The sequence below is a fragment of the Stenotrophomonas sp. GW821-FHT09E08 genome, from assembly GCF_059416125.1.
Map to the genome: position 1 here is coordinate 428,612 of NZ_JBWKOO010000003.1, position 25,609 is coordinate 454,220.

General features: G+C 64.8%; 23 protein-coding genes and 1 tRNA gene. 3 read left to right on the top strand and 21 right to left on the bottom strand.

Features of this window, described 5'->3' with window-relative positions:
* Window positions 1-128: 128 nt before the first annotated feature.
* From nuoN to AC07M7_RS06785, 18 genes are all read right to left on the bottom strand, one after another.
* A complete protein-coding gene (gene nuoN / locus AC07M7_RS06700; protein ID WP_136639760.1) occupies window positions 129-1,589 on the bottom strand; it encodes an NADH-quinone oxidoreductase subunit NuoN in 1,461 nt (486 codons plus the stop codon).
* Window positions 1,590-1,604: 15 nt separating this feature from the next.
* Entirely contained in the window at window positions 1,605-3,113 is a 1,509-nt protein-coding gene (locus AC07M7_RS06705; RefSeq protein ID WP_006381122.1) for an NADH-quinone oxidoreductase subunit M, read from the bottom strand.
* A 23-nt stretch (window positions 3,114-3,136) separates the two neighbouring features.
* Window positions 3,137-5,308: an NADH-quinone oxidoreductase subunit L gene (gene nuoL / locus AC07M7_RS06710; RefSeq protein ID WP_495206988.1), complete on the bottom strand. Its 2,172-nt coding sequence runs from the start codon at window positions 5,306-5,308 to the stop codon at window positions 3,137-3,139.
* Window positions 5,309-5,315: 7 nt separating this feature from the next.
* Window positions 5,316-5,621, bottom strand: coding sequence for an NADH-quinone oxidoreductase subunit NuoK (gene nuoK / locus AC07M7_RS06715; protein WP_006381125.1), 306 nt, complete (start codon window positions 5,619-5,621; stop codon window positions 5,316-5,318).
* The gene (locus tag AC07M7_RS06720; RefSeq protein ID WP_046983973.1) at window positions 5,618-6,274 is read right to left on the bottom strand and encodes an NADH-quinone oxidoreductase subunit J; all 657 of its coding nucleotides are present in this window, start codon (window positions 6,272-6,274) and stop codon (window positions 5,618-5,620) included. Before AC07M7_RS06720 ends, nuoK begins: the two co-directional genes overlap by 4 nt.
* A 9-nt stretch (window positions 6,275-6,283) precedes the next feature.
* Entirely contained in the window at window positions 6,284-6,772 is a 489-nt protein-coding gene (gene nuoI / locus AC07M7_RS06725) for an NADH-quinone oxidoreductase subunit NuoI (protein ID WP_006381128.1), read from the bottom strand.
* 3 nt (window positions 6,773-6,775) lie between these two features.
* Window positions 6,776-7,870 carry an NADH-quinone oxidoreductase subunit NuoH gene (gene nuoH / locus AC07M7_RS06730; protein WP_046983974.1) on the bottom strand — a complete coding sequence of 365 codons (1,095 nt, stop codon included), beginning with the start codon at window positions 7,868-7,870 and terminating at the stop codon, window positions 6,776-6,778.
* Complete coding sequence (gene nuoG / locus AC07M7_RS06735) at window positions 7,867-10,101, bottom strand: NADH-quinone oxidoreductase subunit NuoG (protein WP_495206989.1); 2,235 nt, start codon at window positions 10,099-10,101, stop codon at window positions 7,867-7,869. Before nuoG ends, nuoH begins: the two co-directional genes overlap by 4 nt.
* On the bottom strand, window positions 10,098-11,438 hold the full coding sequence (nuoF, locus tag AC07M7_RS06740; protein WP_012511708.1) for an NADH-quinone oxidoreductase subunit NuoF: 1,341 nt from the start codon (window positions 11,436-11,438) through the stop codon (window positions 10,098-10,100). The genes nuoG and nuoF overlap by 4 nt, the downstream gene beginning before the upstream one ends.
* Window positions 11,439-11,442: 4 nt before the next feature.
* Window positions 11,443-11,970: an NADH-quinone oxidoreductase subunit NuoE gene (nuoE, locus tag AC07M7_RS06745; protein ID WP_180846260.1), complete on the bottom strand. Its 528-nt coding sequence runs from the start codon at window positions 11,968-11,970 to the stop codon at window positions 11,443-11,445.
* A gap of 97 nt (window positions 11,971-12,067) precedes the next feature.
* A complete protein-coding gene (locus tag AC07M7_RS06750; protein ID WP_046983976.1) occupies window positions 12,068-13,375 on the bottom strand; it encodes an NADH-quinone oxidoreductase subunit D in 1,308 nt (435 codons plus the stop codon).
* Window positions 13,372-14,121: an NADH-quinone oxidoreductase subunit C gene (locus tag AC07M7_RS06755; protein ID WP_495206990.1), complete on the bottom strand. Its 750-nt coding sequence runs from the start codon at window positions 14,119-14,121 to the stop codon at window positions 13,372-13,374. The genes AC07M7_RS06750 and AC07M7_RS06755 overlap by 4 nt, the downstream gene beginning before the upstream one ends.
* A gap of 33 nt (window positions 14,122-14,154) precedes the next feature.
* Complete coding sequence (locus AC07M7_RS06760; protein WP_005410463.1) at window positions 14,155-14,709, bottom strand: NuoB/complex I 20 kDa subunit family protein; 555 nt, start codon at window positions 14,707-14,709, stop codon at window positions 14,155-14,157.
* A complete protein-coding gene (locus tag AC07M7_RS06765) occupies window positions 14,700-15,056 on the bottom strand; it encodes an NADH-quinone oxidoreductase subunit A (protein ID WP_008265012.1) in 357 nt (118 codons plus the stop codon). The genes AC07M7_RS06760 and AC07M7_RS06765 overlap by 10 nt, the downstream gene beginning before the upstream one ends.
* A 111-nt stretch (window positions 15,057-15,167) precedes the next feature.
* Window positions 15,168-15,252 (bottom strand) — tRNA-Leu (locus tag AC07M7_RS06770).
* A gap of 51 nt (window positions 15,253-15,303) precedes the next feature.
* Entirely contained in the window at window positions 15,304-15,741 is a 438-nt protein-coding gene (secG, locus tag AC07M7_RS06775) for a preprotein translocase subunit SecG (protein WP_006381136.1), read from the bottom strand.
* 31 nt (window positions 15,742-15,772) lie between these two features.
* Window positions 15,773-16,528 (bottom strand): triose-phosphate isomerase, encoded by a 756-nt coding sequence (gene tpiA / locus AC07M7_RS06780; RefSeq protein WP_046983977.1) that lies wholly within the window; start codon window positions 16,526-16,528, stop codon window positions 15,773-15,775.
* Between the two features lie 715 nt (window positions 16,529-17,243).
* Window positions 17,244-18,179 (bottom strand): isopenicillin N synthase family dioxygenase, encoded by a 936-nt coding sequence (locus tag AC07M7_RS06785; protein WP_136639391.1) that lies wholly within the window; start codon window positions 18,177-18,179, stop codon window positions 17,244-17,246.
* A 196-nt stretch (window positions 18,180-18,375) separates the two neighbouring features.
* On the opposite strand from AC07M7_RS06785, the gene AC07M7_RS06790 reads away from it, so the two are divergent.
* The 3 genes from AC07M7_RS06790 to AC07M7_RS06800 are packed head-to-tail and all read left to right on the top strand — an operon-like array spanning window position 18,376 to window position 22,268.
* Window positions 18,376-20,253: a DUF3413 domain-containing protein gene (locus tag AC07M7_RS06790; RefSeq protein WP_295379512.1), complete on the top strand. Its 1,878-nt coding sequence runs from the start codon at window positions 18,376-18,378 to the stop codon at window positions 20,251-20,253.
* A 19-nt stretch (window positions 20,254-20,272) separates the two neighbouring features.
* A complete protein-coding gene (locus tag AC07M7_RS06795; RefSeq protein ID WP_426355540.1) occupies window positions 20,273-21,418 on the top strand; it encodes a glycosyltransferase family 4 protein in 1,146 nt (381 codons plus the stop codon).
* Window positions 21,411-22,268 (top strand): polysaccharide deacetylase family protein, encoded by an 858-nt coding sequence (locus AC07M7_RS06800; protein ID WP_136639388.1) that lies wholly within the window; start codon window positions 21,411-21,413, stop codon window positions 22,266-22,268. Before AC07M7_RS06795 ends, AC07M7_RS06800 begins: the two co-directional genes overlap by 8 nt.
* Before the next feature lie 75 nt (window positions 22,269-22,343).
* Here the strand turns inward: AC07M7_RS06800 and glmM are convergent, their stop codons facing one another.
* The 3 genes from glmM to trpA form a co-directional block, all read right to left on the bottom strand.
* Complete coding sequence (gene glmM, locus AC07M7_RS06805; RefSeq protein WP_136639387.1) at window positions 22,344-23,705, bottom strand: phosphoglucosamine mutase; 1,362 nt, start codon at window positions 23,703-23,705, stop codon at window positions 22,344-22,346.
* Window positions 23,705-24,580 (bottom strand): acetyl-CoA carboxylase, carboxyltransferase subunit beta, encoded by an 876-nt coding sequence (gene accD, locus AC07M7_RS06810; protein ID WP_495206991.1) that lies wholly within the window; start codon window positions 24,578-24,580, stop codon window positions 23,705-23,707. Before accD ends, glmM begins: the two co-directional genes overlap by 1 nt.
* A 219-nt stretch (window positions 24,581-24,799) precedes the next feature.
* Window positions 24,800-25,609, bottom strand: coding sequence for a tryptophan synthase subunit alpha (gene trpA / locus AC07M7_RS06815; protein WP_253078222.1), 810 nt, complete (start codon window positions 25,607-25,609; stop codon window positions 24,800-24,802).

Here is a 25,609-nt window from a genome sequence, read left to right on the forward strand (position 1 = left end):
ACCGGAAGTGTTTGAACTGCTGCCCTGCTCTTTCGAGGAGGGCTACCGCAACGATGTTCTGGCTGAACCGCTGCAGTGACAACTCAGGCTGCGCATATTACACGAATCGCGCAGCTTTGTGTCAACTTTTATGCAATATGCGCAAATGCCTTCTGGCACCAGATCATGATCGGGTTCCAGGCCAGGCCCAGCGCCAGCAGCGCCAGTGCGTTCACGCCCAGCACCAGGCCCAGCACGCGGTCGTTGCTTCGCGGCATGGCCTCGCCCACCGGCTCATCGAAGTACATGACCTTGATGACGCGCAGGTAGTAGAAGCAGCCGACCACGGCACACAGCACGCCCAGGATGGCCAACCACAGCAGGCCACCGTTGATGGCTGCGCCCAGCACCGCCAGCTTGGTCCAGAAGCCCAGGAACGGCGGGATGCCAGCCAGCGACGCCATGATGCACAGCACCAGGCCGGCCATCCACGGGTTGCGGGCATTCAGGCCCTTGAAGTCTTCGATGTTCTCGGCTTCGAAACCGGCACGCGACAGCGCGATGATCGCACCGAAGGCCGCGGTCGACATGATGGCGTAAGCCAGTGCGTAGAACAGCGCGGCGGCATAGCCCTGCGAACCGCCACCAGCAATGCCCATCAGCAGGAAGCCGATGTGCGAAACGGTGGAGAACGCCAGCATGCGCTTGAGGTTGCTCTGCGCGATGGCCATCAGGTTGCCGATCACCAGCGAGACCGCGGCCAGGCCGGCAATCAGCAGCTGCAGTTCGGCCGACAGCGGGCCCACGCCCATCTCCAGCAGGCGGTAGGCCATGCCGAAGGCAGCCAGCTTCGGTGCCGAGCTGATGAACAGCGCGATCGGTGCCGGAGCCCCCTGGTAGACGTCGGGCAGCCACATGTGGAACGGCGCGGCACCCAGCTTGAAGGCAACGCCGGCGATCATGAACACCGCACCGGTGATCAGCAGCACGCGCTCTTCCGAGTGCGGGATGGCCTCACGGATCACGTCCAGGTGCAGGCTGCCGGTGGCGCCGTAGATCAGCGACATGCCGTACAGCAGCAGACCCGAGGCCAGCGAGCCCAGCACGATGTACTTCATCGCCGCTTCCGACGCCAGGCCGTTCTCACGGTTGCTGGCAACCAGCGCGTAGGAGCAAAGCGCCAGCAGTTCCAGGCCCAGGTAGACCATCAGCAGGCTGCCGGCCGAGACCAGGATCATCATGCCGGCGGTGCCGAACAGGATCAGCACGGGGATCTCGCCCTGGAACAGGTTGCGGTCACGCAGGTAGCGCCAGCCATAGACCAGGGTCAGGCCGCTGAGCAGAACGATCCCGGTCTTCATCACGTCTGCGGCGGTATCGCGCACGAACATGCCATGGAAGACCTCCCCCTGCCCGCCCACGCCGGTGGCCAGCATGAACAGCACCACGGCCAGCGCAGCGAGCGAGAACAGGTGGGTGACGAGCTTGTTCCGGTTGCTGACGAACAGGTCGAGGATCATCAGGGCGAAGGCGCTGCCGATCAGCACCAGCTCGGGGGCGAGCGGTGGCAGGTCAGCGGCGGTCAATGGCAGCAGCGGCGAGGTGGTCATCATCAAATCCTGGAATTACAGCAGCTTGCTGGATGCGATCTGCATCGCCAGCTTCGCGATCGAGGGCTCCATCAGGTCGGTCAGCGGCTTGGGGTAGATGCCCAGGGCCAGCACGCCGATGGCGAACACGCCCAGCACCAGCCATTCGCGACCGTTGATGTCCTTCAGTTCGGCAACATGGCTGTTGGCCACTTCACCGAAGAAGATGCGCTTGTACAGCCACAGGGTGTAGGCGGCGCCGATGATCAGGGTGGTGGCCGCGCCCAGCGCGATCCAGGGATTACGCTGGAAGGCCGCGAGGATGACCATGAACTCGCCGACGAAACCGCTGGTGCCCGGCAGGCCTGCGTTGGCCATGAAGAACAGCATGGCGAAGGTGGCAAACCAGGGCATCACGTTGACCACGCCGCCGTAATCGGCGATGCGGCGGCTGTGCATGCGGTCGTACAGCACGCCGACGCTGGAGAACATCGCGCCGGACACGAAGCCGTGCGAGATCATCTGCACCATCGCGCCCTGCAGGCCCAGACGGGCCGCATCGGCGTTGCCGGCTTCGCGCACCAGCCACAGGGCGATGAAGGTACCCAGGGTGACAAAGCCCATGTGCGCGATCGACGAATAGGCGATCAGCTTCTTCATGTCGTCCTGCACCAGCGCGACCAGGCCGACGTAGATCACCGCGATCAGCGACAGCGCGATCACCAGCCAGGCCCATTCCTGCGACGCGTCCGGGACGATCGGCAGGTTGAAGCGCAGGAAGCCGTAGCCACCGATCTTCAGGGCGATGGCAGCCAGGATCACTGAACCGGCGGTCGGCGCTTCCACGTGGGCGTCCGGCAGCCAGGTGTGGACCGGGAACATCGGCACCTTGACCGCGAAGGCGATCAGGAAGGCGAAGAAGATCCAGGTCTGTTCCTTGGCCGACAGCGGCAGCGCGTACAGGTCGGCCAGCTGGAAGCTGCCGCCCTTCATGTACAGGTAGATCAGCGCCACCAGCATCAGCACCGAGCCGAGGAAGGTGTACAGGAAGAACTTCAGCGCGGCGTAGATGCGGCGCGGGCCGCCCCAGACACCGATGATCAGGAACATCGGGATCAGCATCGCTTCGAAGAACACGTAGAACAGCATCGCGTCCGTTGCGGCGAAGATACCGACGGTGACACCTTCCAGGATCAGGAAGGCCGCCACGTACTGGTTGACGCGCTTGTCGATCGCGCTCCAGGCACCGATCAGGGCAAGCACGCTGACCAGCGTGGTCAGCAGGATCAGCGCCACGGCAATGCCGTCCACGCCCAGGTTGTAGCCGATCTTGTACGCCGGGATCCAGGCATGGGTCTCGACGAACTGCATGCCGTCGACACCCGCGTTGTAGCCGCTCAGCAGCGAGAGGCTCGCCACGAAGGTCAGCACGGCGACGCCCAGGGACGCCCAGCGGGCGGTCTGCGCATCACGGATCGCAAGGATCAGGGCGCCACCGATGATCGGCAGCCAGATGAGGACACTGAGTAGAGGCCAGTTCGACACGTCTTCTTATTCCGTACAGGTCATCAACGCAGGTAATGCATCAGCACGCCCAGAAGGGCAATCAGGCCGATGATCATTGCGAAGGCGTAGTGATAGAGGAAACCGGATTGGGTACGACGCAGCACGCCGGCTGCAACGTCCACAACACGTGCCGAAAGATTGACCACGCCGTCGACGATGTTGCTGTCGATCCAGCGCGAGACCTTGCCCAGCTTGACGCCGCCACCGGCAAAGCCATCGATCCACAGCTTGTCGAAGCCGTACTTGTTTTCCAGCACCGACACCAGCGGAGCAAAGGTCTTGCGCGCCTTGCCCGACAGGTCCGGCTTCCACAGGTAGAACAGCGCGGCCAGCAGGAAGCCTGCCAGGGTCAGCCAGAACGGCGGCAGCATCATGCCGTGCAGCGCGAACGCGACCGGGCCATGGAACTCCTCACCGAGGAAGGCAACGGTGTTCTTGGCCGGATCGTAGAAGTCCACGACACCGGTGAAGAACGTCTGTGCCTGGCCCTTGATCGCCGCGTGAGCGTGATTACCCGCCCAGTCGGTACCGTGCAGCATCGGACCGATGCTGAAGAAACCGATGGCGATCGACGGGATGGCCAGCAGGATCAGCGGCAGGGTCACCACCCACGGGGTTTCGTGCGGCTCATGCGGACCGTGGCCATGGCCGTGGTCGTCATGGTGCGCGTCGCCATGATGCGCATCAGCAGCGTGGTGATCGTCATGGCCATGGCCATGGCCATGATCGTCATTGTGCGCGTCGCGGAAGCGTTCCTTGCCATGGAAGGTCATGAACAGCAGGCGGAAGCTGTAGAAGCTGGTCACCAGCACGCCACCCAGCACAGCCCAGTAGCCATAGGTGGCCACCCAGCTGTTCTGCATGTGGGCGTGGATCTCGGCCGCTTCGATGATGGTGTCCTTCGAGTAGAAACCAGAGAAGAACGGCGTACCGACCAGGGCCAGGGTACCGATCCACATGGTGACGAAGGTGATCGGCATGTACTTGCGCAGGCCGCCCATCTTGCGCATGTCCTGCTCATGGTGCATCGCGATGATGACCGAACCGGCACCCAGGAACAGCAGCGCCTTGAAGAAGGCGTGGGTCATCAGGTGGAACACGGCCGCCGAATAGGCCGACACGCCCAGTGCGACGGTCATGTAGCCCAGCTGCGACAGCGTGGAGTACGCGACGACGCGCTTGATGTCGTTCTGCACGATGCCGATCAGGCCGGTGAAGAAGGCCGTGGTGGCACCGATGAACAGGATGAAGTTCAACGCGGTCTGCGACAGCTCGAACAGCGGCGACATGCGGGTGACCATGAAGATACCGGCGGTCACCATCGTCGCGGCGTGGATCAGTGCCGAAATCGGGGTCGGGCCTTCCATCGAGTCCGGCAGCCACACGTGCAGCGGGACCTGGGCCGACTTGCCCATGGCACCGATGAACAGGCAGATGCAGATGACGGTGGCGATCGACCAGATCACCGGCTCGTTCAACAGTTGCATGCCGAACATGGTGCCGTCCCAGATCTGCAGCTGGGCGCGCGGGTCGGCCAGCATGCCGGCCTGCGAGAACACCTGCGAGTAATCCAGGGTGCCGAACACCCACAGCACGCCGGCAATGCCGAGCAGGAAGCCGAAGTCACCGACGCGGTTGACCAGGAACGCCTTCATGTTGGCGAAGATCGCGGTCGGGCGCTTGAACCAGAAGCCGATCAGCAGGTACGACACCAGGCCCACCGCTTCCCAGCCGAAGAACAGCTGCAGGAAGTTGTTGCTCATCACCAGGGTGAGCATCGAGAAGGTGAACAGCGAGATGTAGCTGAAGAACCGCTGGTAGCCCGGATCGTCCTGCATGTAGCCGATCGTGTAGATGTGGACCAGCAGCGACACGAAGGTCACCACCACCATCATCATCGCGGTCAGCTTGTCGACCATGAAGCCGACATGGGCCGAGTACTGGCCGACCTCGAAGAACGTGTAGATGTTCTGGTTGAACGGTTGCGCACCGCCCCACAGCAGCTGGTAGAGCGTGTACATCGACAGGCCGCAGGCCACCGCGACGCCGAGGATGGTGATGGTCTGCGCACCGAAGCGCTTGACCTGGCGACCGAACAGGCCGGCGATGATGCTGCCGAACAGCGGTGCAAGCACCACTGCGATCAACAGACTCTTGGAGAGAGTGATTTCCATCTGTGGATCAGCCCTTCAACGAATCGACTTCGCCGACATTGATCGTGCGTCGGGTACGGAACAGGGTCACCAGGATCGCCAGGCCGATGGCGGCTTCCGCGGCGGCGACGGTCAGGATGAAGAACACGAACAGCTGGCCGGACGGATCGCCCAGCTGACGCGAGAAGGCGACGAAATTGACGTTCACCGACAACAGCATCAGCTCGATCGACATCAACAGGACGATGACGTTCTTCCGGTTGAGGAAGATGCCGGCCAGGCTGATGGCGAACAGCACCGCGCCAAGCGCAAGCATGTGGCCAAGGGTAATCACGGCTGGGTCTCCTCGCCGGTGGCCGGCTTGCTGTTGCTGTGCACGACCGGCGCTTCGGCGTCCATCTTGACCATGCGCAGGCGCTGGCCGGCCTTGACCATGGTCTGCTCGCCCGGGTTCTGGCTCTTCACGCCGGTACGGCGACGCAGGGTCAGCATCACGGCGGCCACCACGGCCACGGTCAGGATGACCGCAGCGAACTCGAACGGCAGCAGGTACTCGGTAAACAGCGTACGGGCCAGCCAGGTGACGTTGGAGCTGTCGGCGGCGAGCGCGGCGGCGTTGTCGGCCGGGAACGGGGTGACCGCCCTGCCCTTCACGCCGATCAGGATCAGCATCTGCACCAGCATCGCCACGGCGACGATGAGGCCGACCGGCAGGTAGCGCACCCAACCCTCACGCAGCTTGGTGGGATCGATGTCGAGCATCATCACCACGAACAGGAACAGCACCATCACAGCGCCGACATACACCAGCACCAGTGCCACGCCGAGGAACTCGGCGCCGACCAGCAGCCACACGCAGGCGATGGAGAAGAAGGTCAGCACCAGGCAGAGCACGGCGTGAACCGGGTTGCGCACGCTGATCACCGCACCGGCCGAAACCGTTGCCGCGATGGCGAACACCCAGAAAGCGATATTTACCCAATCCATCTCTCGACCTCAGCGGTAAGCGGCATCGGCGGCGCGACGCTCGGCGATCTCGGACTCGAGACGGTCGCCCAGGGCCAGCAGCTGCGGCTTGGTAACGATGTTTTCGCCACGATTCTCGAAGTGATACTCGAGGATGTGGGTTTCGACGATCGAGTCCACCGGGCAGCTTTCTTCGCAGAAGCCGCAGAAGATGCACTTGAACAGATCGATGTCATAGCGCGTGGTACGGCGGGTGCCGTCTTCGCGCTTGGCCGAGTCGATGGTGATGGCCAATGCAGGGCACACCGCTTCGCACAGCTTGCAGGCGATGCAGCGCTCTTCACCGTTGGGGTAACGGCGCAGGGCGTGCAGGCCACGGAAGCGCGGCGACTGCGGGAATTTCTCCATCGGGTACATCATCGTGTACTTGGGCTTGAAGCTGTACTTCAGCGTCAGCCAAAGGCCGCCCAGCAGTTCGAGCAGCAGAAGGCTCTTGAAGTAATGGGTAATCCTGTTCATCACTTAGACGCCCTTTTGAATCACGCCGAAGAACACCATGACGGCGGTAACCGCGATCCACAGAATGGCCAGCGGGATGAAGACCTTCCAGCCCAGGCGCATGATCTGGTCATAGCGGAAGCGCGGGAAGCTGGCACGGAACCAGATGTAGGCACTGGCGAAGAAGAACACCTTGACGAACAGCCACGGTGCACCGCCCTTCCAGATCCAGTCGACCAGCGGCGAGATATCGCCCGGGTTGACCCAGCCCTGGATCGGGCTCAGCCAGCCGCCAAGGAAGAAGATCGAGATCAGGAAGCTGATCAGGATCATGTTGGCGTACTCGGCCAGGAAGAACAGCGCGAACGCACCGCCCGAGTACTCGACCATGTGGCCAGCCACGATTTCCGACTCGCCTTCCACCACGTCGAACGGCGCGCGGTTGGTTTCGGCAACGCCCGACACCCAGTAGATGACGAACAGCGGGAACAGCGGCAGCAGGAACCAGTCGAAGAAACCGGAATTGCCGGCCTGCGCCATCACGATGTTGCTCAGGTTCAGGCTGCCCGACGCGATCATCACGCCGACCAGGGCGAAGCCCATGGCGATTTCGTAGCTGATCATCTGCGCCGAGGCACGCATCGCACCCAGGAACGCATACTTCGAGTTGGATGCCCAACCGGCCAGGATGATGCCGTAGATGCCCAGCGAGGTCATCGCCAGCAGGTACAGCAGGCCGGCGTTGGCGTTGGACAGCACGATCTGCGAATCGAAGGGGACCACCGACCAGGCCGCGAAGGCCGGAGCCAGGGTGATCAGCGGTGCCAGCAGGTAGATCGCCTTGTTGGCGCTGCTCGGCTGGACCACTTCCTTGAACAGCAGCTTGAAGACGTCGGCGAAGGCCTGGAAGATGCCCATGCCCACGTACATCGGGCCGTGGCGGACGTGCATCCAGCCGATCAGCTTGCGTTCCCAGACCACGTAGAAGGCCACCGAGATGATCACCGGAACGGTGATCACCAGGATCTTCAGGATGATCCAGATCAGCGCGCCGATGTCACCGAGGCCAAGCAGCCACTGGTGCAGCGGGTCGACCGCGTTCAACAGCAATTCGTTCATGCAGCCACCACCGTTACGCGAGCGGCACCCAGCGGCGCGGTCGCGCCGTGGCCCGATTCAATCCAGACCGAACCCGCAGCGACGCGGGCGTCGATCACCACCGGCAGGGTGGCCTTGCCGGCATCGGTGCCGACCTTGGCCATCTGCCCTTCCTGCAGCTGCAGGCGAGCGGCATCTTCAGCGTTCAGCACGATGCGCGGCGCGTTGTTGAGCGGATGCGACTGCAGCGCCGGGGCACGACGAACCACCGCATCGGTGCGGTAGATCGCGGCGGTCGAAGCCACTTCCAGGCCTTCGCCGGCAACCACCGGCTGCGCCGAAGCGGCAACGGTGACCGACACCGGGGCCAGGCTGGCACGCAGGCCGGCCAGGTCGGTGAAGTCAAAACCGGCCAGCGCCATGTCGCCGCCCAGTGCGCGCAGCACGCGCCAGCCCTCACGGGCCTCGCCCGGCAGCTTGCCGCCGGCACGGGCCGACTGTTCGCGACCATCGAGGTTGGTCAGGGTGGCGTCGATTTCCGGCAGCGCACCGATCGGCAGGATGACGTCGGCAACGTCGCGGGTGGAGACGCAGGCGAACTGGCTGAAGGCCACCACCTTGGCACCGACCAGCGCCTTGCGCGCGGCGGGAGCGTCAGCGAAGTCCAGACCCGGCTCCAGGCCGTACACCACGTAGGCCTGGCGCGGTTGCGCCAGCATCTCGGCGACGTCCTTGCCGGCCGGCAGCACGCCGGCGCGGGTCAGGCCAACGGCGTTGGCACCCTGCGGAATGCGGCACAGCTTGGCACCGATGGCGGCGGCGAACTCACGCGCAGCGGCGCGGATCGCGGCAGCCTGCGGATGGTTTTCAGCGATGCCACCGACGATCAGCACGGTGTTGTTGCCGCCCTGCACCGCCGAACGCAGCTCGGCGTTGGCCAGCGCGTCGACGAACTTCGACGGCGCGACGATCTGCTTGCCGGCGATGCTGAAGGCGAAGTCGAAGTCCACCGGGTTGACGACGTGGATCTTCGCCCCATTGGTGGTCTGCGCCTTGCGCAGGCGAGCGTGCAGCAGCGGCAGTTCGTGGCGGATGTTGCTGCCCAGAACGACGATGCGGTCGGCGCCTTCGATCTCGGCGAGCGGCAGGCCGAACACTTCAGCGGTTGCAGCGTCGGAGAAATCGCGGTTGTTGATGCGGTGGTCGATGTTGCTCGAGCCCAGGCCCTTGGCCAGGCGGGCCAGCAGCGCGCCTTCCTCGTTCGAGGTCGACGGGTGCACCAGCACGCCCAGATTGTCGCCCTGGTTGGCCTTGAGGATCTCGGCAGCGGCGGCCAGGCCTTCGGCCCAGCTCACTTCCTTCCACTCGCCATTGACCTTGCGCAGCGGCTTGACCGCACGATCTTCGCTGTACAGGCCCTGGTGCGAGTAGCGGTCACGGTCGGACAGCCAGCACTCGTTCACGGCTTCGTTGTCGCGCGGCACGGTGCGCAGCACTTCGCCGCGACGCACGTGCAGGAACAGGTTCGAACCCATCGCGTCGTGGTAGCCCAGCGATTCGCGCGCGGTCAGTTCCCACGGACGGGCGCGGAACTGGAACACCTTGTTGGTCAGCGCGCCGACCGGGCAGACGTCGACGACGTTGCCCGACAGCTCGGTGGTCAACGGCTTGCCGTCGAAGGTACCGATCTGCAGGTTCTCACCGCGGTACATGCCACCCAGTTCATAGGTACCGGCAACGTCGGCGGTGAAGCGGACGCAGCGGGTGCACTGGATGCAGCGGGTCATCTCGGTGGCGACCAGCGGGCCCATGTCCTCGTCCGGCACCACACGCTTGCGCTCGTTGAAGCGGCTGACCGAACGGCCATAGCCCAGCGACACGTCCTGCAGCTCGCACTCGCCGCCCTGATCGCAGATCGGGCAATCCAGCGGATGGTTGATGAGCAGGAACTCCATCACCGAGCGCTGGAACTTCAGTGCCTTCTCGCTGCGGGTGGCGACCTTCATGCCATCCATCACCGGGGTGGCACAGGCCGGCGCCGGCTTCGGCGACTTTTCAACGTCCACCAGGCACATGCGGCAGTTGGCGGCGATCGGCAGCTTCTCGTGATAGCAGAAGCGCGGAATCGAAATGCCGGCCTTGTCGGCGGCCTGGATGATCATCGAACCCTTGGGTACGACCAGCGACTTGCCATCGATCTCGATGGTCACGTGATCCGGTGGCACGCTCGGGTTTACGGGTTGCGCGCTCATGCGGCGGCTGCCTCCACCTTCTTGCCGTCAACCATCGAATGACCGTTGACGATGTAGTACTCGAATTCGTCCCAGAACTGGCGCAGGAAGCCCTGGATGGGCCATGCAGCCGCTTCACCGAACGCACAGATGGTGTGGCCTTCGATCTGGCCGGCCACCGCCTTCAGCTGGTGCAGGTCTTCCATCGTGGCCTTGCCGGCCACGATGCGCTCCAGCACGCGGTGCATCCAGCCGGTACCTTCACGGCACGGGGTGCACTGGCCACAGGATTCCTTGTGGAAGAACTGGCTGATGCGGCAGGCGAACTTGACGCAGCAGACGCTGTCGTCGAGCACCACGATCGCACCCGAACCCAGGCCGGAGCCCAGCGCACGGATGGTGTCGTAGTCCATCGGCAGGTCCTTCAGCTCGGCCGCGGTCAGCACCGGCATCGACACGCCGCCCGGGATCGCGCCCTTCAGGGTGCGGCCCGGACGCAGGCCACCGGCCATCTGCAGCAGATCGTGGAAGGTGGTGCCCAGCGGCACTTCGAAGTTGCCGCCGTTCTGCACGCAGCCGGACACCGAGAAGCACTTCGGGCCGCCGTTGGCGGTCAGGCTCAGGCCCTTGAACCACTCCGGACCGTTGCGGATGATCGCCGGCACCGAACCGTAGGTTTCGGTGTTGTTGATCGTCGACGGCTTGCCGTACAGGCCAAAGTTGGCCGGGAACGGCGGCTTGTAGCGCGGCTGGCCCTTCTTGCCTTCCAGCGATTCCATCAGTGCGGTTTCTTCGCCGCAGATGTACGCGCCGGCACCCAGCGCACCGTAGATGTCGATGTCCACGCCCGAGCCCATCACGTTCTTGCCCAGCCAGCCATTTGCATAGGCGTCGGCCAGGGCCTGCTCGAAGTGCTCGAACGGCTCGTGGTGGAACTCACCGCGCAGGTAGTTGTAACCCACGGTCGAACCGGTGGCGTAGCAGGCGATCGCCATGCCTTCCACCACCGAATGCGGGTTGTAGCGCAGGATGTCGCGGTCCTTGCAGGTGCCCGGCTCGGATTCGTCCGAGTTGCAGAGGATGTACTTCTGCATGTTGCCCTTGGGCATGAAGGACCACTTCAGGCCGGTCGGGAAGCCCGCGCCGCCACGGCCGCGCAGGCCCGAGGCCTTGACCATCTCGATGACCTGCTCCGGCGGGATCTTCTCTTCGAGGATCTTGCGCAGGGCGGCATAGCCACCAGTCTTCAGGTAGCTTTCGTACGACCACGGGGTGTCGTAATGCAGGGTGGTGTAGACCACCTGGTGCGGCAGCGGCGCAGGACCGACCGGCCCCTTGGATTCGTGGTGATGTGCCATGCCCTTACTCCAGCCCGTCCAGCAGCTCGTCGACCTTTTCCAGGGTCAGACGCTCATGGTAATGACCGTTGATGACCATCATCGGTGCGCCACCGCAGCCTGCCAGGCACTCTTCCTCGCGCTTGAGGTAGACGCGGCCGTCCGCGGTCGATTCACCGTGCTTGATGCCCAGCTTCTTCTCGCAATGGCGGACGATGTCCTCGGCGCCATTGAGCCAGCAGCTGATGTTGGTGCAGATGGCCACGTTGTTGCGGCCCACCTTCTCGGTCTCGAACATCGAGTAGAAGCTGGCGACCTCGTAGGCCCACACCGGCGGCAGATCAAGGTACTTGGCCACGCCGGCGATCAGCTCGTCGGTCAACCAGCCCTGGTTCTGCTCCTGGGCCGCATGCAGGCCCTGCAGCACTGCAGAGCGCTTGCGGTCCGGCGGGAACTTGGACAGCCAGTGATCGATGTGAGCGCGGGTCTTGTCGCTCAGCACCACCATCGGGTCGACGTCGCGCGCCGCCTCGAAATTACCTGTCGCCTTCATCGGCCGACCTCAGCGAAATGCATAACGTGAAATTGCAGAAACTGCGGCGCCGGCTTGCGCCGGCTGCCTGCAGCGGGCGTTGGCGTGGCGGACGGCATTACCGGTCAACCTCGCCGAACACCAGATCGTAGGTGCCGATCATCGCCACCACGTCGGCCAGCATGTGGCCGCGCACGATCGAGTCGATCGAGGACAGGTGGGCGAAGCCCGGCGCGCGAAGGTGCACGCGGAACGGCTTGTTGGCGCCATCGGAAACCAGGTAGCAGCCGAACTCGCCCTTGGGGGCTTCAACGGCGGCGTAGGTTTCACCGGCAGGCACGCAATAGCCTTCGCTGAACAGCTTGAAGTGGTGGATCAGCGCTTCCATGTCGTCCTTCATGTCCTCGCGCTTGGGCGGAGCGACCTTGAAGTTCTTCACCATCACCGGGCCCGGGTTGGCCTTCAGCCACGCCACGCACTGCTTGATGATGCGGTTGGACTCGCGCATTTCGGCGATGCGGACCAGGTAACGGTCGTAGCAGTCGCCTTCCTTGCCCAGCGGGATGTCGAAATCGACGGCATCGTACTTGGCGTACGGGCGCTTCTTACGCAGGTCCCAGGCAACGCCCGAGCCGCGCAGCATCACACCGGTCATGCCCCACTGGTGGGCCAGTTCGGGCGTCACCACGCCAATGCCGACCGTACGCTGCTTCCAGATACGGTTGTCGGTCAGCAGGGTCTCGTATTCGTCGACACGGCCCGGGAATTCGTTGGTGAAGTTCTCCAGGAAGTCCAGCAGCGAACCTTCGCGCGCGGCGTTGAGGTTCTTCAGGGCCTTGCCCTTGTGCCAGCGCGATTCCTTGTACTTCGGCATGTGGTCCGGCAGGTCGCGGTAGACACCGCCCGGACGGTAGTACGCCGCGTGCATGCGCGCGCCGGAGACCGCTTCATAGCAGTCCATCAGCTCTTCACGCTCGCGGAAGGCGTACAGCATCACCGCCATTGCGCCCAGATCGAGGGCGTTGGAACCCAGCCACATCAGGTGGTTGAGGATGCGGGTGATTTCATCGAACAGGGTACGGATGTACTGCGCACGCTCCGGCGCCTCGATCCCCATCAGGGTCTCGATCGAGCGCACGTAGGCGTGCTCGTTGCACATCATCGACACGTAATCCAGGCGATCCATGTAGCCGATCGACTGGTTGAACGGCTTGGACTCGGCCAGCTTTTCGGTACCACGGTGCAGCAGACCCACGTGCGGGTCGGCGCGCATGATGGTTTCGCCGTCCATTTCCAGGATCAGGCGCAGCACACCGTGGGCGGCCGGATGCTGCGGGCCGAAGTTCATGGTGTAGTTGCGGATTTCCTGCCGGCTCTCGGCCGGGCTGCTGGCGAATGCTTCGCCGGCCTGGTGTACGTGGCTCACTTCACTGCCTCCTGCGCGCGCTCACCTTCTGCGGTCTGCAGGCGGGCGTCGTCGCGGATCACGCGCGGCACGCCGACACGCGGCTCCACCGAGGTGACCGGTTCGTAGATCACGCGCTTCTTTTCTTCGTCGTAGCGGACTTCGACATTGCCGATCAGCGGGAAGTCCTTGCGGAACGGATGACCGACGAAACCGTAATCGGTCAGGATCCGGCGCAGGTCCGGGTGGCCTTCGAAGATCACGCCGTACAGGTCGAACGCTTCGCGCTCGAACCAGTTCAGGCCCGGCCAGACGCCGGTCAGCGAGGACACCACCGGCAGCGCTTCGTCAGGGGCGAAGCAGCGCAGGTGCATCATCAGGTTGTGCTGGTACGAACGCAGCTGGGCGACCACGGCGAAACGCTGGCTCGGCATGTGCTGCGGGCGGGCGCCGTCGGCACCGTTTTCCTCGGTGGGGAACTCGCCCCACGCGAAACGGCCCTGGGCCTTGCCTTCGACACCACGGCTGAAGCCCTGCGAGGACACATCGGCGGTGTCCCACTCATCGGAGCCATAACCGAGATAGTCGACGCCGCAGAGATCGACGGCCTGCTCGAAACCAAACTCGTCACGCAGCGCCAGGGCGGTGGCGTGCCACTCGGCGGCAGGCACTTCCAGCGTCACTTCGCCGCGGGGTTCGACCACGATGACCTTCGCACCTGCGAAACGTGCGGAGAGTCGGTCGATGAAGGATGCTTGCTCTGCCATGGGGGCTTGGCGCGCTCTTGTCAGGTGAAGGGGTCAGCGGGCGATGGTCTGTGTACGCCAGATCTTCTTCTGCAGCTGCAGGATCCCGTACACCAGCGCCTCGGCGGTCGGCGGGCAGCCCGGGACATAGACGTCCACCGGCACCACGCGATCACAGCCGCGCACCACAGAATAGGAATAGTGGTAGTAACCACCGCCGTTGGCGCAGCTGCCCATCGAGATGACCCACTTCGGGTCCGGCATCTGGTCATAGACCTTGCGCAGCGCCGGGGCCATCTTGTTGACCAGGGTACCGGCCACGATCATCACGTCGGACTGACGCGGCGACGGACGGAACACCACGCCGTAGCGGTCAAGGTCCAGGCGCGCGGCACCGGCATGCATCATCTCGACCGCACAGCAGGCCAGGCCGAAGGTCATCGGCCACATCGAGCCGGTACGCGCCCAGTTCAGCAGTGCGTCGACGCTGGTGGTGACGAAGCCCTTTTCCAGCAGCGGGTTGTCGCCTTCCGGCCGCAGGATGTCATCAACCCGGCCTTCCGGCGTCGGATTGTTCATGAGGCCATCGAGAGTCTGAATCACTCCCATTCCAGCGCTCCCTTCTTCCAGACGTAAATGAAACCGAGGAACAGCATGCCGACGAACAGGCCCATGGTGATGAGCGAACGCGCGCCCAGCTCCATGAAGACCTGGGTCCACGGCACGATGAAGATGATTTCCAGGTCGAAGACGATGAACTGGATCGCGATCAGGTAGTAGCGCACGTCGAACTTCATGCGCGCGTCTTCGAAGGCTTCGAAGCCGCACTCGTACGGCGACAGCTTTTCCAGATCGGGGCGGCGGGGACCGAGGAATCGGCCAACCAGCATCAGCGTAATGCCGATACCGGTGGCAACGATCAGAAACAGCAGAGACGGCAAATATTCGGCCAGCACAGCGATTCTCTCTTGCCTCTGCCGCTGCGCCTGCAGGCGCTTTGGCATGGGGGAGTGGACGGGAATCTGCCTGGCGCCTTGCGCGCCAGACGAACCCGCTTTACTTACAAATGGTGCCCAAGAGGGGACTCGAACCCCTACGACCTAAGTCGCTACCACCTCAAGGTAGTGCGTCTACCAATTCCGCCACCTGGGCAAACGATCACATCAGACTATCTTCCCGATGCGCCGCGTATTGTAACCGGCTTCAGTGTTTCTGGGAGCCTTCCGAAGGCTTTTCTTCACCAGAAACCGAAGATTCCGCCTGAGCCGGCACAGTTGCGGCCGGAACCGGGGCGGCCGGGACCGCATCGGCCTTCGGAACGGCCGGCAATTCGCCCGCCGGGGCCGCCGGAGCCGTCACCGCCGGGGCGGACATCAGACCCAGATCCTGCTCGGCCGCCGGACGGGTGCCGTGACCGGCATACCAGGCCATGAAGAGGCTGATGCCGAAGAACACGACTGCCAGCCACTTGGTGGACTTGGACAGGAAATTCGAAGCGCCGCGCGCACCGAACACCGTACCCGAGGCACCGGCGCCAAAGCCCGAACCCGCCGCCGCACCCGAACCACGCTGCATCAGGATCAGCGCGATCATGGCCACAGCGACCAGCACGTAGACGACATTGAGGATCAACATCAGCATTGAAAACCGCCCTCGGACAATACTTCTAGGATTAGTTCGCGGCCGCCGCCCGTGCGATGGCCAGGAAGTCCGCGGCCACCAGGGAGGCGCCACCGACCAGCCCACCATCGACATCCGGCTGCGCGAACAGTTCCCCGGCATTGTCGGGCTTCACGCTACCGCCGTAAACAATGGGCAGTGAATCAGCGATTCTAGCATCGATACGCGCGACTTCGCCACGGATGAACGCGTGCACCTGCTGCGCCTGCTCCTTGCTGGCGGTACGGCCGGTACCGATGGCCCAGACCGGCTCGTAGGCAACCACGGCCTTGGCGAAGCCTGCCGCACCGACCCGTTCCAGCACCGGCGCCAGCTGGCTGGCGATGACCGCCTCGGTCTGCCCCGCTTCGCGCTGCTCCAGGGTCTCACCCACGCACAGCACCGGCACCAGGCCAGCATGCTGGGCGGCGGCGAACTTGCGGGCAACCAGCTCGCTGCTTTCATGGTGGTACTGGCGGCGCTCGGAGTGGCCGACCAGGCCATAGCGGGCACCGACCTCGACCAGCATCGCCGCGCAGACCTCGCCGGTATAGGCCCCCTTCTCGTTGCTGCTCACGTCCTGCGCGCCAAAGGCAAGACCGGTTTCGCCGAAGTCCTCGACCAGCTCCCCCAGGTACGGCAACGGCGGCAGGATCACCACGTCCACCCCCTCCAGCGGCAGCCCGGCGGCCACCTGCCCCAGCAGTTCATTGGCGAATTGACGGCTGCCATGCAGCTTCCAGTTTCCGGCGACGATCTTGCGGCGCATGAGCGGGTGGCTCCTGTGTGAACTCAGCCGCCCATGATACCTGCTGCGGCAAAAAACCGTTTCCGTGTAAGCGGTTACATGGATTTTCAGCCAACGGCGCAGCCCCTCGTGGCGGGGGTTGGGGTTGGTCGCGGAGAGCCCCGGCTGGATTTGTGGGGTTGGCCGGGCGGGCGGGACTGGCGAGGGACGCCGTGAACCCATCCCTGGGGGCTTGGCCGCGGCATCCATGCCGCGGACACCCTCGCCAGCCCCACCCGCCCGGCCCATGACACATTGCGGCGGTCCGCCCGCCACGGAAAGAAAAAAGAAGATCAAAAGCAAAAGCGAAAGCAGAGCTTCGGCCCCCCCCCCTGCTTTAGCTGCCGGGGTCAGATCCCTTTTCCTGCGGAAAAGGGATCTGACCCCTACCCCACACGCATGGCGTGGATCTACCGTGTCGACCAAGGTCGACACCTACCGGAAATCGCGAGTTACCCGCCGTCACCGGGAAACTGTCGAAGGCGGGGAGGTGTCGGATGGCGGGGTGTCCGCGGCATGGATCCCGCGGCCAAGCCCCCATGGACGGGTTCACGGCGTCCCCGCCATCCGACACCTCCCCGCCTCCCCACGGAACATCCCAGAGCCGCTTTGGCTTTGGCTTTGGCTTCGGCCTCTGCGGGTGCAGGGCGCAGCCCTACAAAGAAAAAGGCCGCCTTTCGGCGGCCTTCACTTCTCATTACTTCAGCTTGATCTCGCGCAGGCGCTCCTCGAGGAAGCCGTGGGCGGTGATCGGCTCCGGGTACCGGCTCGGGTTCTCCGGGGTGATGCAGGACGGCAGCACATCGATCAGGAAGTCCGGGTTCGGGTGCAGGAAGAACGGCACCGAGTAGCGCGGCTGGCGCGCCAGCTCACCCGGGGGGTTGACCACGCGGTGGATGGTCGACGGATACACATGGTTGGTCAGGCGCTGCAGCATGTCGCCGATGTTGACCACGATGGTGTCGGCGTCCGAAGTGAACGGCACCCACTCGCCATCATGCGACTGCACTTCGAGGCCGGCGGCACTGGCGCCGACCAGCAGGGTGATGAAGTTGATGTCGCCATGGGCGCCCGCACGCACGTTCGGGATGTCGTCGGTGGTGATCGGCGGGTAATGGATCGGACGCAGGATCGAGTTGCCGAAATTGGTCTTGTCGGCGAAGAAATTCTCCGGCAGGCCGATGTGCAGGGCCAGCGCCGACAGCACGCGCGAACCCAGGTTGTCCAGCGCCTGGTACAGGCCGTAGCCACGCTCACGGAAGCCCTCGACCTCGGTCGGCCACAGGTTCGGGGCCATCACGTCGCGGTACTTGGAGTCGTCAGCGATCTCGCGGCCGATGTGCCAGAACTCCTTCAGATCGAAGTGCTTGGAACCCTTGGCGGTTTCAACACCGAACGGGGTGTAGCCGCGGGCGCCGCCGCTGCCGGCCACGTGGTACTTGCGCTTGACCTCATCCGGCAGGGCGAAGAAGGCCTTGAAGGCACCGTAGGCCGCGTCGATGTCGGCCTGCGGGATGCCGTGGTTGCGGATGCCCGCGAATCCCCATTGGCGGTAGGCCGCGCCCAGCTCGGCCACGAAGGCTTCGCGGTCGCTGTCGAAACGGGTGATGTCGAGGGTCGGGATCTGGCTCACAGCGGTTCCTGGCTTGTCGTTGGGTCTGAAACGGGCCTGCGCATTCAGGGCCCGCCTGAACATTGTGACAGATCGCCCGGCGAACGCGACTCGATACAAGGAAACAAACCGATACAATGCGCGACCCGAGCACATTTAACGATTCAATCACGTTGGTGCCGCGCGTTTCTTCCAGCCACCCGACCCCGCCCGCACCATGCCCTCCGACCCAGCCGACACCACGCCCGTAGCAGATACCGCCCGCCACTGGCGCCGGCTGGCCTGGTGGTCGCTGTTCGTGGCCGGCAACGCGATCCTGGCCGCAGCCATCACTGTTGGGAACGTGCCGCTGACCGACAACCCCGGTGGCGCAATCGGCCTGGTTTACCTGTCCGTCGCCCTGCCCGGCCATCTGCTGGCATTCGGCGCGCTGGCCGGCCTGTTGCCACTGCTGCTGGGACTCTGGCAGCGCAACGCACGCATCCTGAGTGTCAGTGCAGTGCTGCTGCAGGGCCTGTGGCTGTGCCTGCTGCTGGTCGACGCCAAGGTGTTCACCCTGTACCGCTTCCACCTCAATGCCATGGTGGTGAACATGGTCTTCGGTGGCGCACTGCAGGACCAGGTAGCGCTGTCCTGGAAAACCTGGCTGCAGGCGGGCCTGCTGGTGGCCGCCATCTTCACCGCCGAAGGCCTGCTGGCCTGGGCCTGCTGGAAGCTGCTGCCAGCCCTGCCCCGTCGGCGCACGGTACTGCAGGCCTGGGCGGTGGTCGCACTGCTGATGGCCGGCGGCCAGGTCGCCACCGCCTACTACGATGCCCGCGGCGACCGCGATGTGATCGCGCAGTGGAACTATCTGCCGTGGGCACAGCCGATCACCGCCAAGAGCTTCATGCGCAAGCTCGGTGTGGTCAGCGAACAGCAGGCCGGGCTGCCAGATCCGCGCCACGCCCAGTTGCAGTATCCGCTGCAGCCGCTGCGCTGCCAGAACCCGCACCGCCCCAACGTGCTGATGGTGGTGCTGGAGTCGCTGCGCCACGACGTCCTGACCCCCCAGCTGATGCCCAATGCCTCGGCGCTGGCACAGGGGTCGCGTGTATACGACCACCACTTCAGCACCGGCAACGCCACCCGCTATGGCCTGTTCGGCCTGCTCTACGGCCTGCCCGGTGGCTACTGGCAGAGCATGCTGGACGAACAGCGTGGCTCGCAGCTGTTCCAGGTACTGCGCCAACAGGGCTACGACCTGCACCTGTATGGCAGTGCGCCGCTGTACAGCCCCGAATTCGACCGCACCGTGTTTGCCGACGTCCGCGATCAGCTGCATCAAGGACCGTCCGAACTCGGCCCGGATGGCCGCGACCGTGCCATCGTCGCTGCGCTGCAGAAGGACATCCGTACCAGCCAGGCGGCACAGCAGCCCTGGTTCGGTTTCGTGTTCCTCGACTCCACCCACGCTGGCTACCACCTGCCTGCCAGCTATCCGCCGGTGGCCACACCGATGGCCAAGGAAATCGACTTCCTGAAATTCGGCCCCGACCACGACCCGACGCCGGAGCTCAACCGCTACCGCACCGCCGTGCACTACGCCGACAGTCTTATCGGCTCATTGCTGGACGACTTGCGCGCGCAGGGCCTGGCCGAGGACACCATCGTCCTGGTCACCGGTGATCACGCCGAAGAATTCAACGACCTCAAGCTGAACTACTGGGGCCACAACGGCAACTTCTCCGATTACCAGCTGCAGGTGCCGTTCGTACTGCACTGGCCAGGCCAGGCCAGCGGCATTCAGACACGCACCAGTTCCCACGAAGACTGGGTGCCGACCCTGATGCGCCACGCACTGGGCTGCGAGAACGCGCTGACCGACTTCAGCACCGGCCAGGACCTGCTGGGCGAACCCACGGGCCAACGCGCACTGGTGGTGGAAAGCTGGTCGCAACGCGCGGTCCGCCACGGCGACGCCATCTACGTGTTCGACAAATTCGGCAACGCAACGGCGCTTGACCTGCGTTACCGCCCGCTGCCTCAGCAGGTCCCGGACTCCGCCGCCGTCCGCTCTGCATGGGAAGCGCTGACCCGCTTCCGCAACCGCTGACCCCCAAGGATCATCCCGCATGAACCGTCCGCTGCGCATCCTGCATACCGAAGCCGCCAAGGGAATGGGCGGGCAGGAGATCTACATCTTCCGCCACATGCAGGTGATGCGTGCGCGCGGCCATGATGTGTCGCTGCTGTGCCAGCCGGATGCACGGCTGGCCAAGCTGGCGCGTGATGACGGTTTCACCGTGCACGCGCTGCGCATGGGCGGGCTCGCCCGCCTGCTGCGCGGCATCTGGTCGGTGTCACGACTGGTCCGCCGCGAACGTTACGACGTGGTCAATACCACCAGCCGCCGTGACGCGCTGATCGCCGCTGCAGGTGCGCGTCTGGGCGGTACGCCGCTGGTGGTGCGCTCGCGCCATCTGATGAGTCCGGTCAATTCGCTGCTGACCTATACCAGGCTTCCACACCGGGTTCTGACCGTCAGCAGTTTCGTCAAGCAACTGCTGGCCGACCGTGGCATACCGGCCGAGCATATCGGCATCGTGCCGCCGATCGCGGTGCCGCCGCGCTGGAGCGAGATCCGCAAGGCCGATCCCTGGCAGTGCCTGCAGGAGGTGCGCGCGCAAGTGCGTGCCGAGCTCGGTTTCGGCGAACAGGACATCGTGGTCGGCTGCGTGGCGGTGCTGCGTGAGCCCAAGGGCCATGCCGACCTGCTGCAGGCGATGGTTCCCCTGTTCAAAGCCAACCCGGACCTGCATCTGGTCATCGTCGGCGATGGCCAACAGGTGATGGAACGGCTGCAGGCGCTGTGCGCAGAGCATGGAGTGCAGCAGCAGGTACACCTGCTGGGATACCGCGATGGCGCCTGCCGCCTGATGGCCGGCTTCGACATCTTCGCCCTCGCCTCGCACAAGGAAGCGGCCGGTACCGTATTCCTGGAAGCGGCCTATGTCGGTGTACCGATCGTGGCCACCCGGGTCGGCGGCGTACCGGAAATGGTGGTTGATGGCAGCAATGCGATCCTCACCCGCCTGGGCGACAATGCAGCCTTGACCGGTGCCCTGCGCCTGCTGGTGGACGATCCACAGCGGCGTCGGCAGATGGGCCGCGCCGGCTGGGACTGGATGCACAGCGCACACCGTTTCACCCCGGACGGTCACGGCGAGACCACCGAACACTATTACCACCAGTGGCTGAAGGAGCTGGGACATGGCTGAGGCCCGAACCGTACCGGTGCTGATGCACCATCACGTCAGTCCTTCACCGGGCATGATCACGGTGTCGCCGGAAAACTTCGAGAGCCAGATCGCGTGGCTGGCCGGCAATGGCTGGACGTCGCTGACGCTGGACCAATATGCCGGCTTCCTCGCCGGCAAGCCGGTACCACGCAAATCAATCGTGATCACCTTCGACGATGGCTACCTGGACAACTGGGTGTATGCGCATCCGATCCTGCACAAGTACGGCATGCACGCAGTGGTGTTCGTGGTCACCGGCTGGATGGGCGAAGGCCCGGAACGCCCGCATGCTGGCATCGAAGGGGCAACGCTGCCTGCCACCCCGGACCACCGGGGCTGCGAAGCGGCGATCTACGAACAGGACCGCAGCGACGATGTGATGATGCGCTGGAGCGAAGCGCGCGCCAGCATTGCCGCCGGCACCTTCGAGATGCATTGCCATACCCATACCCATACGCGCTGGCTGCGCCGCACCGACCTGGACCGTGCGCAGCGCCGCGCAGGCCTGAGCCACGACCTGGCGGTTTCGCGCGAGGTCCTGCAGGACAAGCTGGGCCAAGTCTCGGACACGCTGTGCTGGCCCTATGGCGATTTCGACCAGGACCACATCGAGGTGGCGCGCGAGCACGGCTTCCGCTACCTGCACACCACTCATCCTTTCGGCCGCAACCTGGTCGGAGGCGACCCGGAACGCATCTATCGGTTCGCCATCCGCAACCGGCCGGCCAGCTGGCTGCGCAAGCGCATCAGGCTGAGCTACAACCCGCTGATCGGGCCACTGTTCAATGGTTTCAAGGCGCGGCAGAAGAAGATGGTGCCGGGGCCCTGAGTACCGCGTGCACCGCCCGCGCAAAGAAAAACGCCCCGGCTTCCCGGGGCGTTTTCATTTCACCGCGCGGCAGCCTCAGCTGGCGGCGGCGCGTACCGCGGCAGACAGGCGATCGAGCGTGTCCTGCATCAGCGTCGCGTCGTCAGCTTCCACCGTAACCCGCACCACCGGCTCGGTACCGGAAGGACGCAGGAAGGCACGACCACGACCGGCCACCGCCTGCTGCGCGTCGGCGAGCGCAGACTGCACGCTTTCAGCCTGCACCGTGGCCTTGGCCGAGACATTGCCCAGCCGCACGTTCACCGTCTTCTGCGGCACCCGCACCAGCCCCTTCAGCGCCTGGCGCAGGGTCTGGCCGTTGTTGCGCAGCGCCACCAGCACCTGCAGGGCACTGACGATGCCATCGCCGGTGGTGGCCCGATCCAGGCACAGCAGGTGTCCCGACGCTTCACCGCCGAGCACGCCACCGCCTTCGATCAGCGCCTGGTGCACGTAGCGGTCACCGACGTTGCTGCGCAGGAACGGAATCTGCAGATCAGCGAAGGCCTTCTCCACACCGTAGTTGCTCATCAGCGTACCGACCACCGGACCGCGCAGGCGACCTTCGTCCTTCCACGCACGTGCCAGGATGTACAGCAGGTCATCACCGTCGACCGGATTGCCCTGGTCATCGGCCATCAGCACGCGGTCGCCATCGCCATCGAAGGCGATGCCGAGATCGGCGCGGGTCTCGCGGACCTTGGCCGCCAGGTTGTCGATATGGGTGGAACCGACGCCGGCGTTGATGTTGACGCCGTTGGGTTCAGCACCGATACCGATCACTTCCGCACCGAGCTCACGGAACAGCAGCGGTGCGATCTGGTAGGTGGCCCCATGCGCACAGTCCAGGACCAGGCGCACGCCACGCAGGTCGAATGCACGCGGCACGCTGGCCTTGCAGAATTCGATGTAGCGGCCGACCGCCTCACGTGCACGCGAAGCTTTGCCCAGCTTCTCCGATTCGGCGGTGGTGAACGGAACATCCAGTGCCGCTTCCAGCGCCAGCTCGGTGGCATCGTCGAGCTTCTCGCCCTGGGCGGAGAAGAACTTGATGCCGTTGTCGTAGTGCGGGTTATGCGAAGCACTGATGACGATGCCGGCATCCACGCCCAGCGTGCGGGTCAGGAAGGCCACGGCCGGGGTCGGCATCGGCCCCAGCAGCTGCACATCAGCACCGGCGGCGACCAGCCCAGCCTCCAGCGCCGCTTCGAACATGTAGCCGGAAATGCGGGTGTCCTTGCCGATGATCACGATCGGCCGGCGCCCGTCCTGGCCACGCTGGGCCACCAGCACCCGGCCCAGGGCGTTGCCCAGACGCAGCACGAAGTCGGCCGAGATCACGCCCTGGCCGACCCGCCCACGGATGCCATCAGTACCGAAGTACTTGCGGCCTCCCATCACGCCACCTCCGGCGCCGGCTGACGGCCCAGCATCGCCAGCAGGCCGGCGAGACGGTCACGCATTTCACGGCGGTCGCAGATCTGGTCGATGGCGCCGTGCTCGAGCAGGAACTCCGAACGCTGGAAGCCTTCCGGCAGCTTTTCGCGCACGGTCTGTTCGATCACGCGCGGGCCGGCGAAACCGATCAGTGCCTGCGGCTCGGCGATGTTGATGTCGCCCAGCATCGCAAACGATGCCGACACGCCACCGGTGGTCGGGTGGGTCAGCACCGAAATGAACGGCAGGCCGGCTTCACGCAGTTTGCCCAGCGCTGCAGAGGTCTTGGCCATCTGCATCAGCGAGAACAGGCCTTCCTGCATGCGCGCGCCACCACTCTGCGAGAAGCACACGTAAGGAGCGCCGATCTCGACTGCAGTTTCGGCAGCCAGCGAGAAACGCTCACCCACCACCGAACCCATCGAGCCGCCCATGAAGGCGAAGTCGAACGACGAGGCCACCAGCGCACGGCCCTTGAGCAGGCCGCGCATGGCGATCAGCGCGTCGTACTCACCGGTGTTCTTCTGCGCGATCTTGATGCGCTCGCTGTACTTCTTCTGGTCCTTGAACTTGAGCAGGTCGGTCGGGCCCAGGCGCGCAGCGATCTCGGTGGTGCTGTCGGCGTCGAACAACGCTGCCAGCCGCGCACGTGCACGGATCGCCATGTGGTGGCCGCACTTCGGGCAGACCTCCAGGTTCTCTTCCAGTTCTGGCCGGTACAACGCGCTGCCGCAGTTGCTGCACTTTTCCCACAGGCCCTCGGGGACGCTGCGCTTCTTGCTGGGGGTGTTGTCGGTGCGGATGCCGGACGGCATCAACTTGCTGAGCCAACTCATGCGGGAGGACACTTCCGTTCAGGGCGGCCCATGGGCCGCAAAGGCGGACAGTCTAGCTCCGCTTTCCCTGCCCGTGCACCCCCTGTGCCACCGGCGGAAGGCCGGGAAAAACCATGCTGGGACGTACGTTTAGCGCGGCAACGCCGCGCGGGTAGTGCCGGGCCATGCCCGGCGGATCCCCTTGCGCCCGGCACCGCCGGGCATGGCCCGGCGCTACCGTTACTGGTCCAATGCCTGCCGCAGCGGGGCCAGGAAGGCAGCGGCACGCTGCGCGGCCTGTTCCACCGAGCCCGCCTCAGCCAGCGCGGCGACCAGCGCGCTGCCGACCACCACGCCATCGGCCTGGCGGGCCATGGCCGCAGCACTGGCTGCATCCTTGATGCCGAAACCTGCCACCACCGGCACCGATGCGCGCGCGCGCAGGGCCTGCAGCCGAGCGCTTGCGGCATCGCTGTCCAGCCGCTCGGAGGCACCGGTGACGCCAGCGAAGCTGACGTAGTAAAGGTAACCACGCGCCAATGCCAGCAGCTTGTCGGCACGTGCCTCGCTGGTGGTCGGCGAGGCCAGCAGCACCAGCGCCAGGCCGGCTGCATCGAAGGCCTGCTGCGCCTCACCGGCTTCTTCCGGCGGCAGGTCGACCAGCAGCACTCCATCGACACCGGCGTCCACGGCGTTCCTGGCGAATGCTGCGTAGCCATGGATCTCCACCGGGTTCAGGTAGCCCATCAGTACCACCGGGGTCTGCGCGTCGCGCTCGCGGAACTGCGCCACCGCCCGCAGCACGTAACGGCTGCCAGCACCGCGTGCCAGCGCGCGCTCGGAGCTGCGCTGAATGGTCGGGCCGTCGGCCATCGGGTCGGAGAACGGCACGCCCAGCTCAATCACATCGGCACCGGCTCCGACCAGTGCATGCATCACCGGCACGGTCGCCTCCAGCGAGGGATCACCTGCCGTGATGAAAGGGATCAGCGCCTTGCGCTGCTGCGCGCGCAGGCGCTGGAAACAGGCATCGAGTCGGGAAACAGGCAT

Excerpts from the sequence above, each read along its gene's own strand:
- nuoN (WP_136639760.1), bottom strand. The coding sequence starts at position 1,589 with ATGACCACCTCGCCGCTGCTGCCATTGACCGCCGCTGACCTGCCACCG.
- AC07M7_RS06755 (WP_495206990.1), bottom strand. The coding sequence starts at position 14,121 with ATGGCAGAGCAAGCATCCTTCATCGACCGACTCTCCGCACGTTTCGCA.
- nuoF (WP_012511708.1), bottom strand. The coding sequence starts at position 11,438 with ATGGCACATCACCACGAATCCAAGGGGCCGGTCGGTCCTGCGCCGCTG.
- nuoL (WP_495206988.1), bottom strand. The coding sequence starts at position 5,308 with ATGGAAATCACTCTCTCCAAGAGTCTGTTGATCGCAGTGGTGCTTGCA.
- nuoI (WP_006381128.1), bottom strand. The coding sequence starts at position 6,772 with ATGAACAGGATTACCCATTACTTCAAGAGCCTTCTGCTGCTCGAACTG.
- AC07M7_RS06760 (WP_005410463.1), bottom strand. The coding sequence starts at position 14,709 with ATGGGAGTGATTCAGACTCTCGATGGCCTCATGAACAATCCGACGCCG.
- AC07M7_RS06790 (WP_295379512.1), top strand. The coding sequence starts at position 18,376 with ATGCCCTCCGACCCAGCCGACACCACGCCCGTAGCAGATACCGCCCGC.
- nuoH (WP_046983974.1), bottom strand. The coding sequence starts at position 7,870 with ATGAACGAATTGCTGTTGAACGCGGTCGACCCGCTGCACCAGTGGCTG.
- nuoG (WP_495206989.1), bottom strand. The coding sequence starts at position 10,101 with ATGAGCGCGCAACCCGTAAACCCGAGCGTGCCACCGGATCACGTGACC.
- nuoE (WP_180846260.1), bottom strand. The coding sequence starts at position 11,970 with ATGAAGGCGACAGGTAATTTCGAGGCGGCGCGCGACGTCGACCCGATG.
- tpiA (WP_046983977.1), bottom strand. The coding sequence starts at position 16,528 with ATGCGCCGCAAGATCGTCGCCGGAAACTGGAAGCTGCATGGCAGCCGT.
- AC07M7_RS06795 (WP_426355540.1), top strand. The coding sequence starts at position 20,273 with ATGAACCGTCCGCTGCGCATCCTGCATACCGAAGCCGCCAAGGGAATG.
- secG (WP_006381136.1), bottom strand. The coding sequence starts at position 15,741 with ATGCTGATGTTGATCCTCAATGTCGTCTACGTGCTGGTCGCTGTGGCC.
- AC07M7_RS06800 (WP_136639388.1), top strand. The coding sequence starts at position 21,411 with ATGGCTGAGGCCCGAACCGTACCGGTGCTGATGCACCATCACGTCAGT.
- AC07M7_RS06720 (WP_046983973.1), bottom strand. The coding sequence starts at position 6,274 with ATGGATTGGGTAAATATCGCTTTCTGGGTGTTCGCCATCGCGGCAACG.
- accD (WP_495206991.1), bottom strand. The coding sequence starts at position 24,580 with ATGAGTTGGCTCAGCAAGTTGATGCCGTCCGGCATCCGCACCGACAAC.
- glmM (WP_136639387.1), bottom strand. The coding sequence starts at position 23,705 with ATGGGAGGCCGCAAGTACTTCGGTACTGATGGCATCCGTGGGCGGGTC.
- trpA (WP_253078222.1), bottom strand. The coding sequence starts at position 25,609 with ATGCCTGTTTCCCGACTCGATGCCTGTTTCCAGCGCCTGCGCGCGCAG.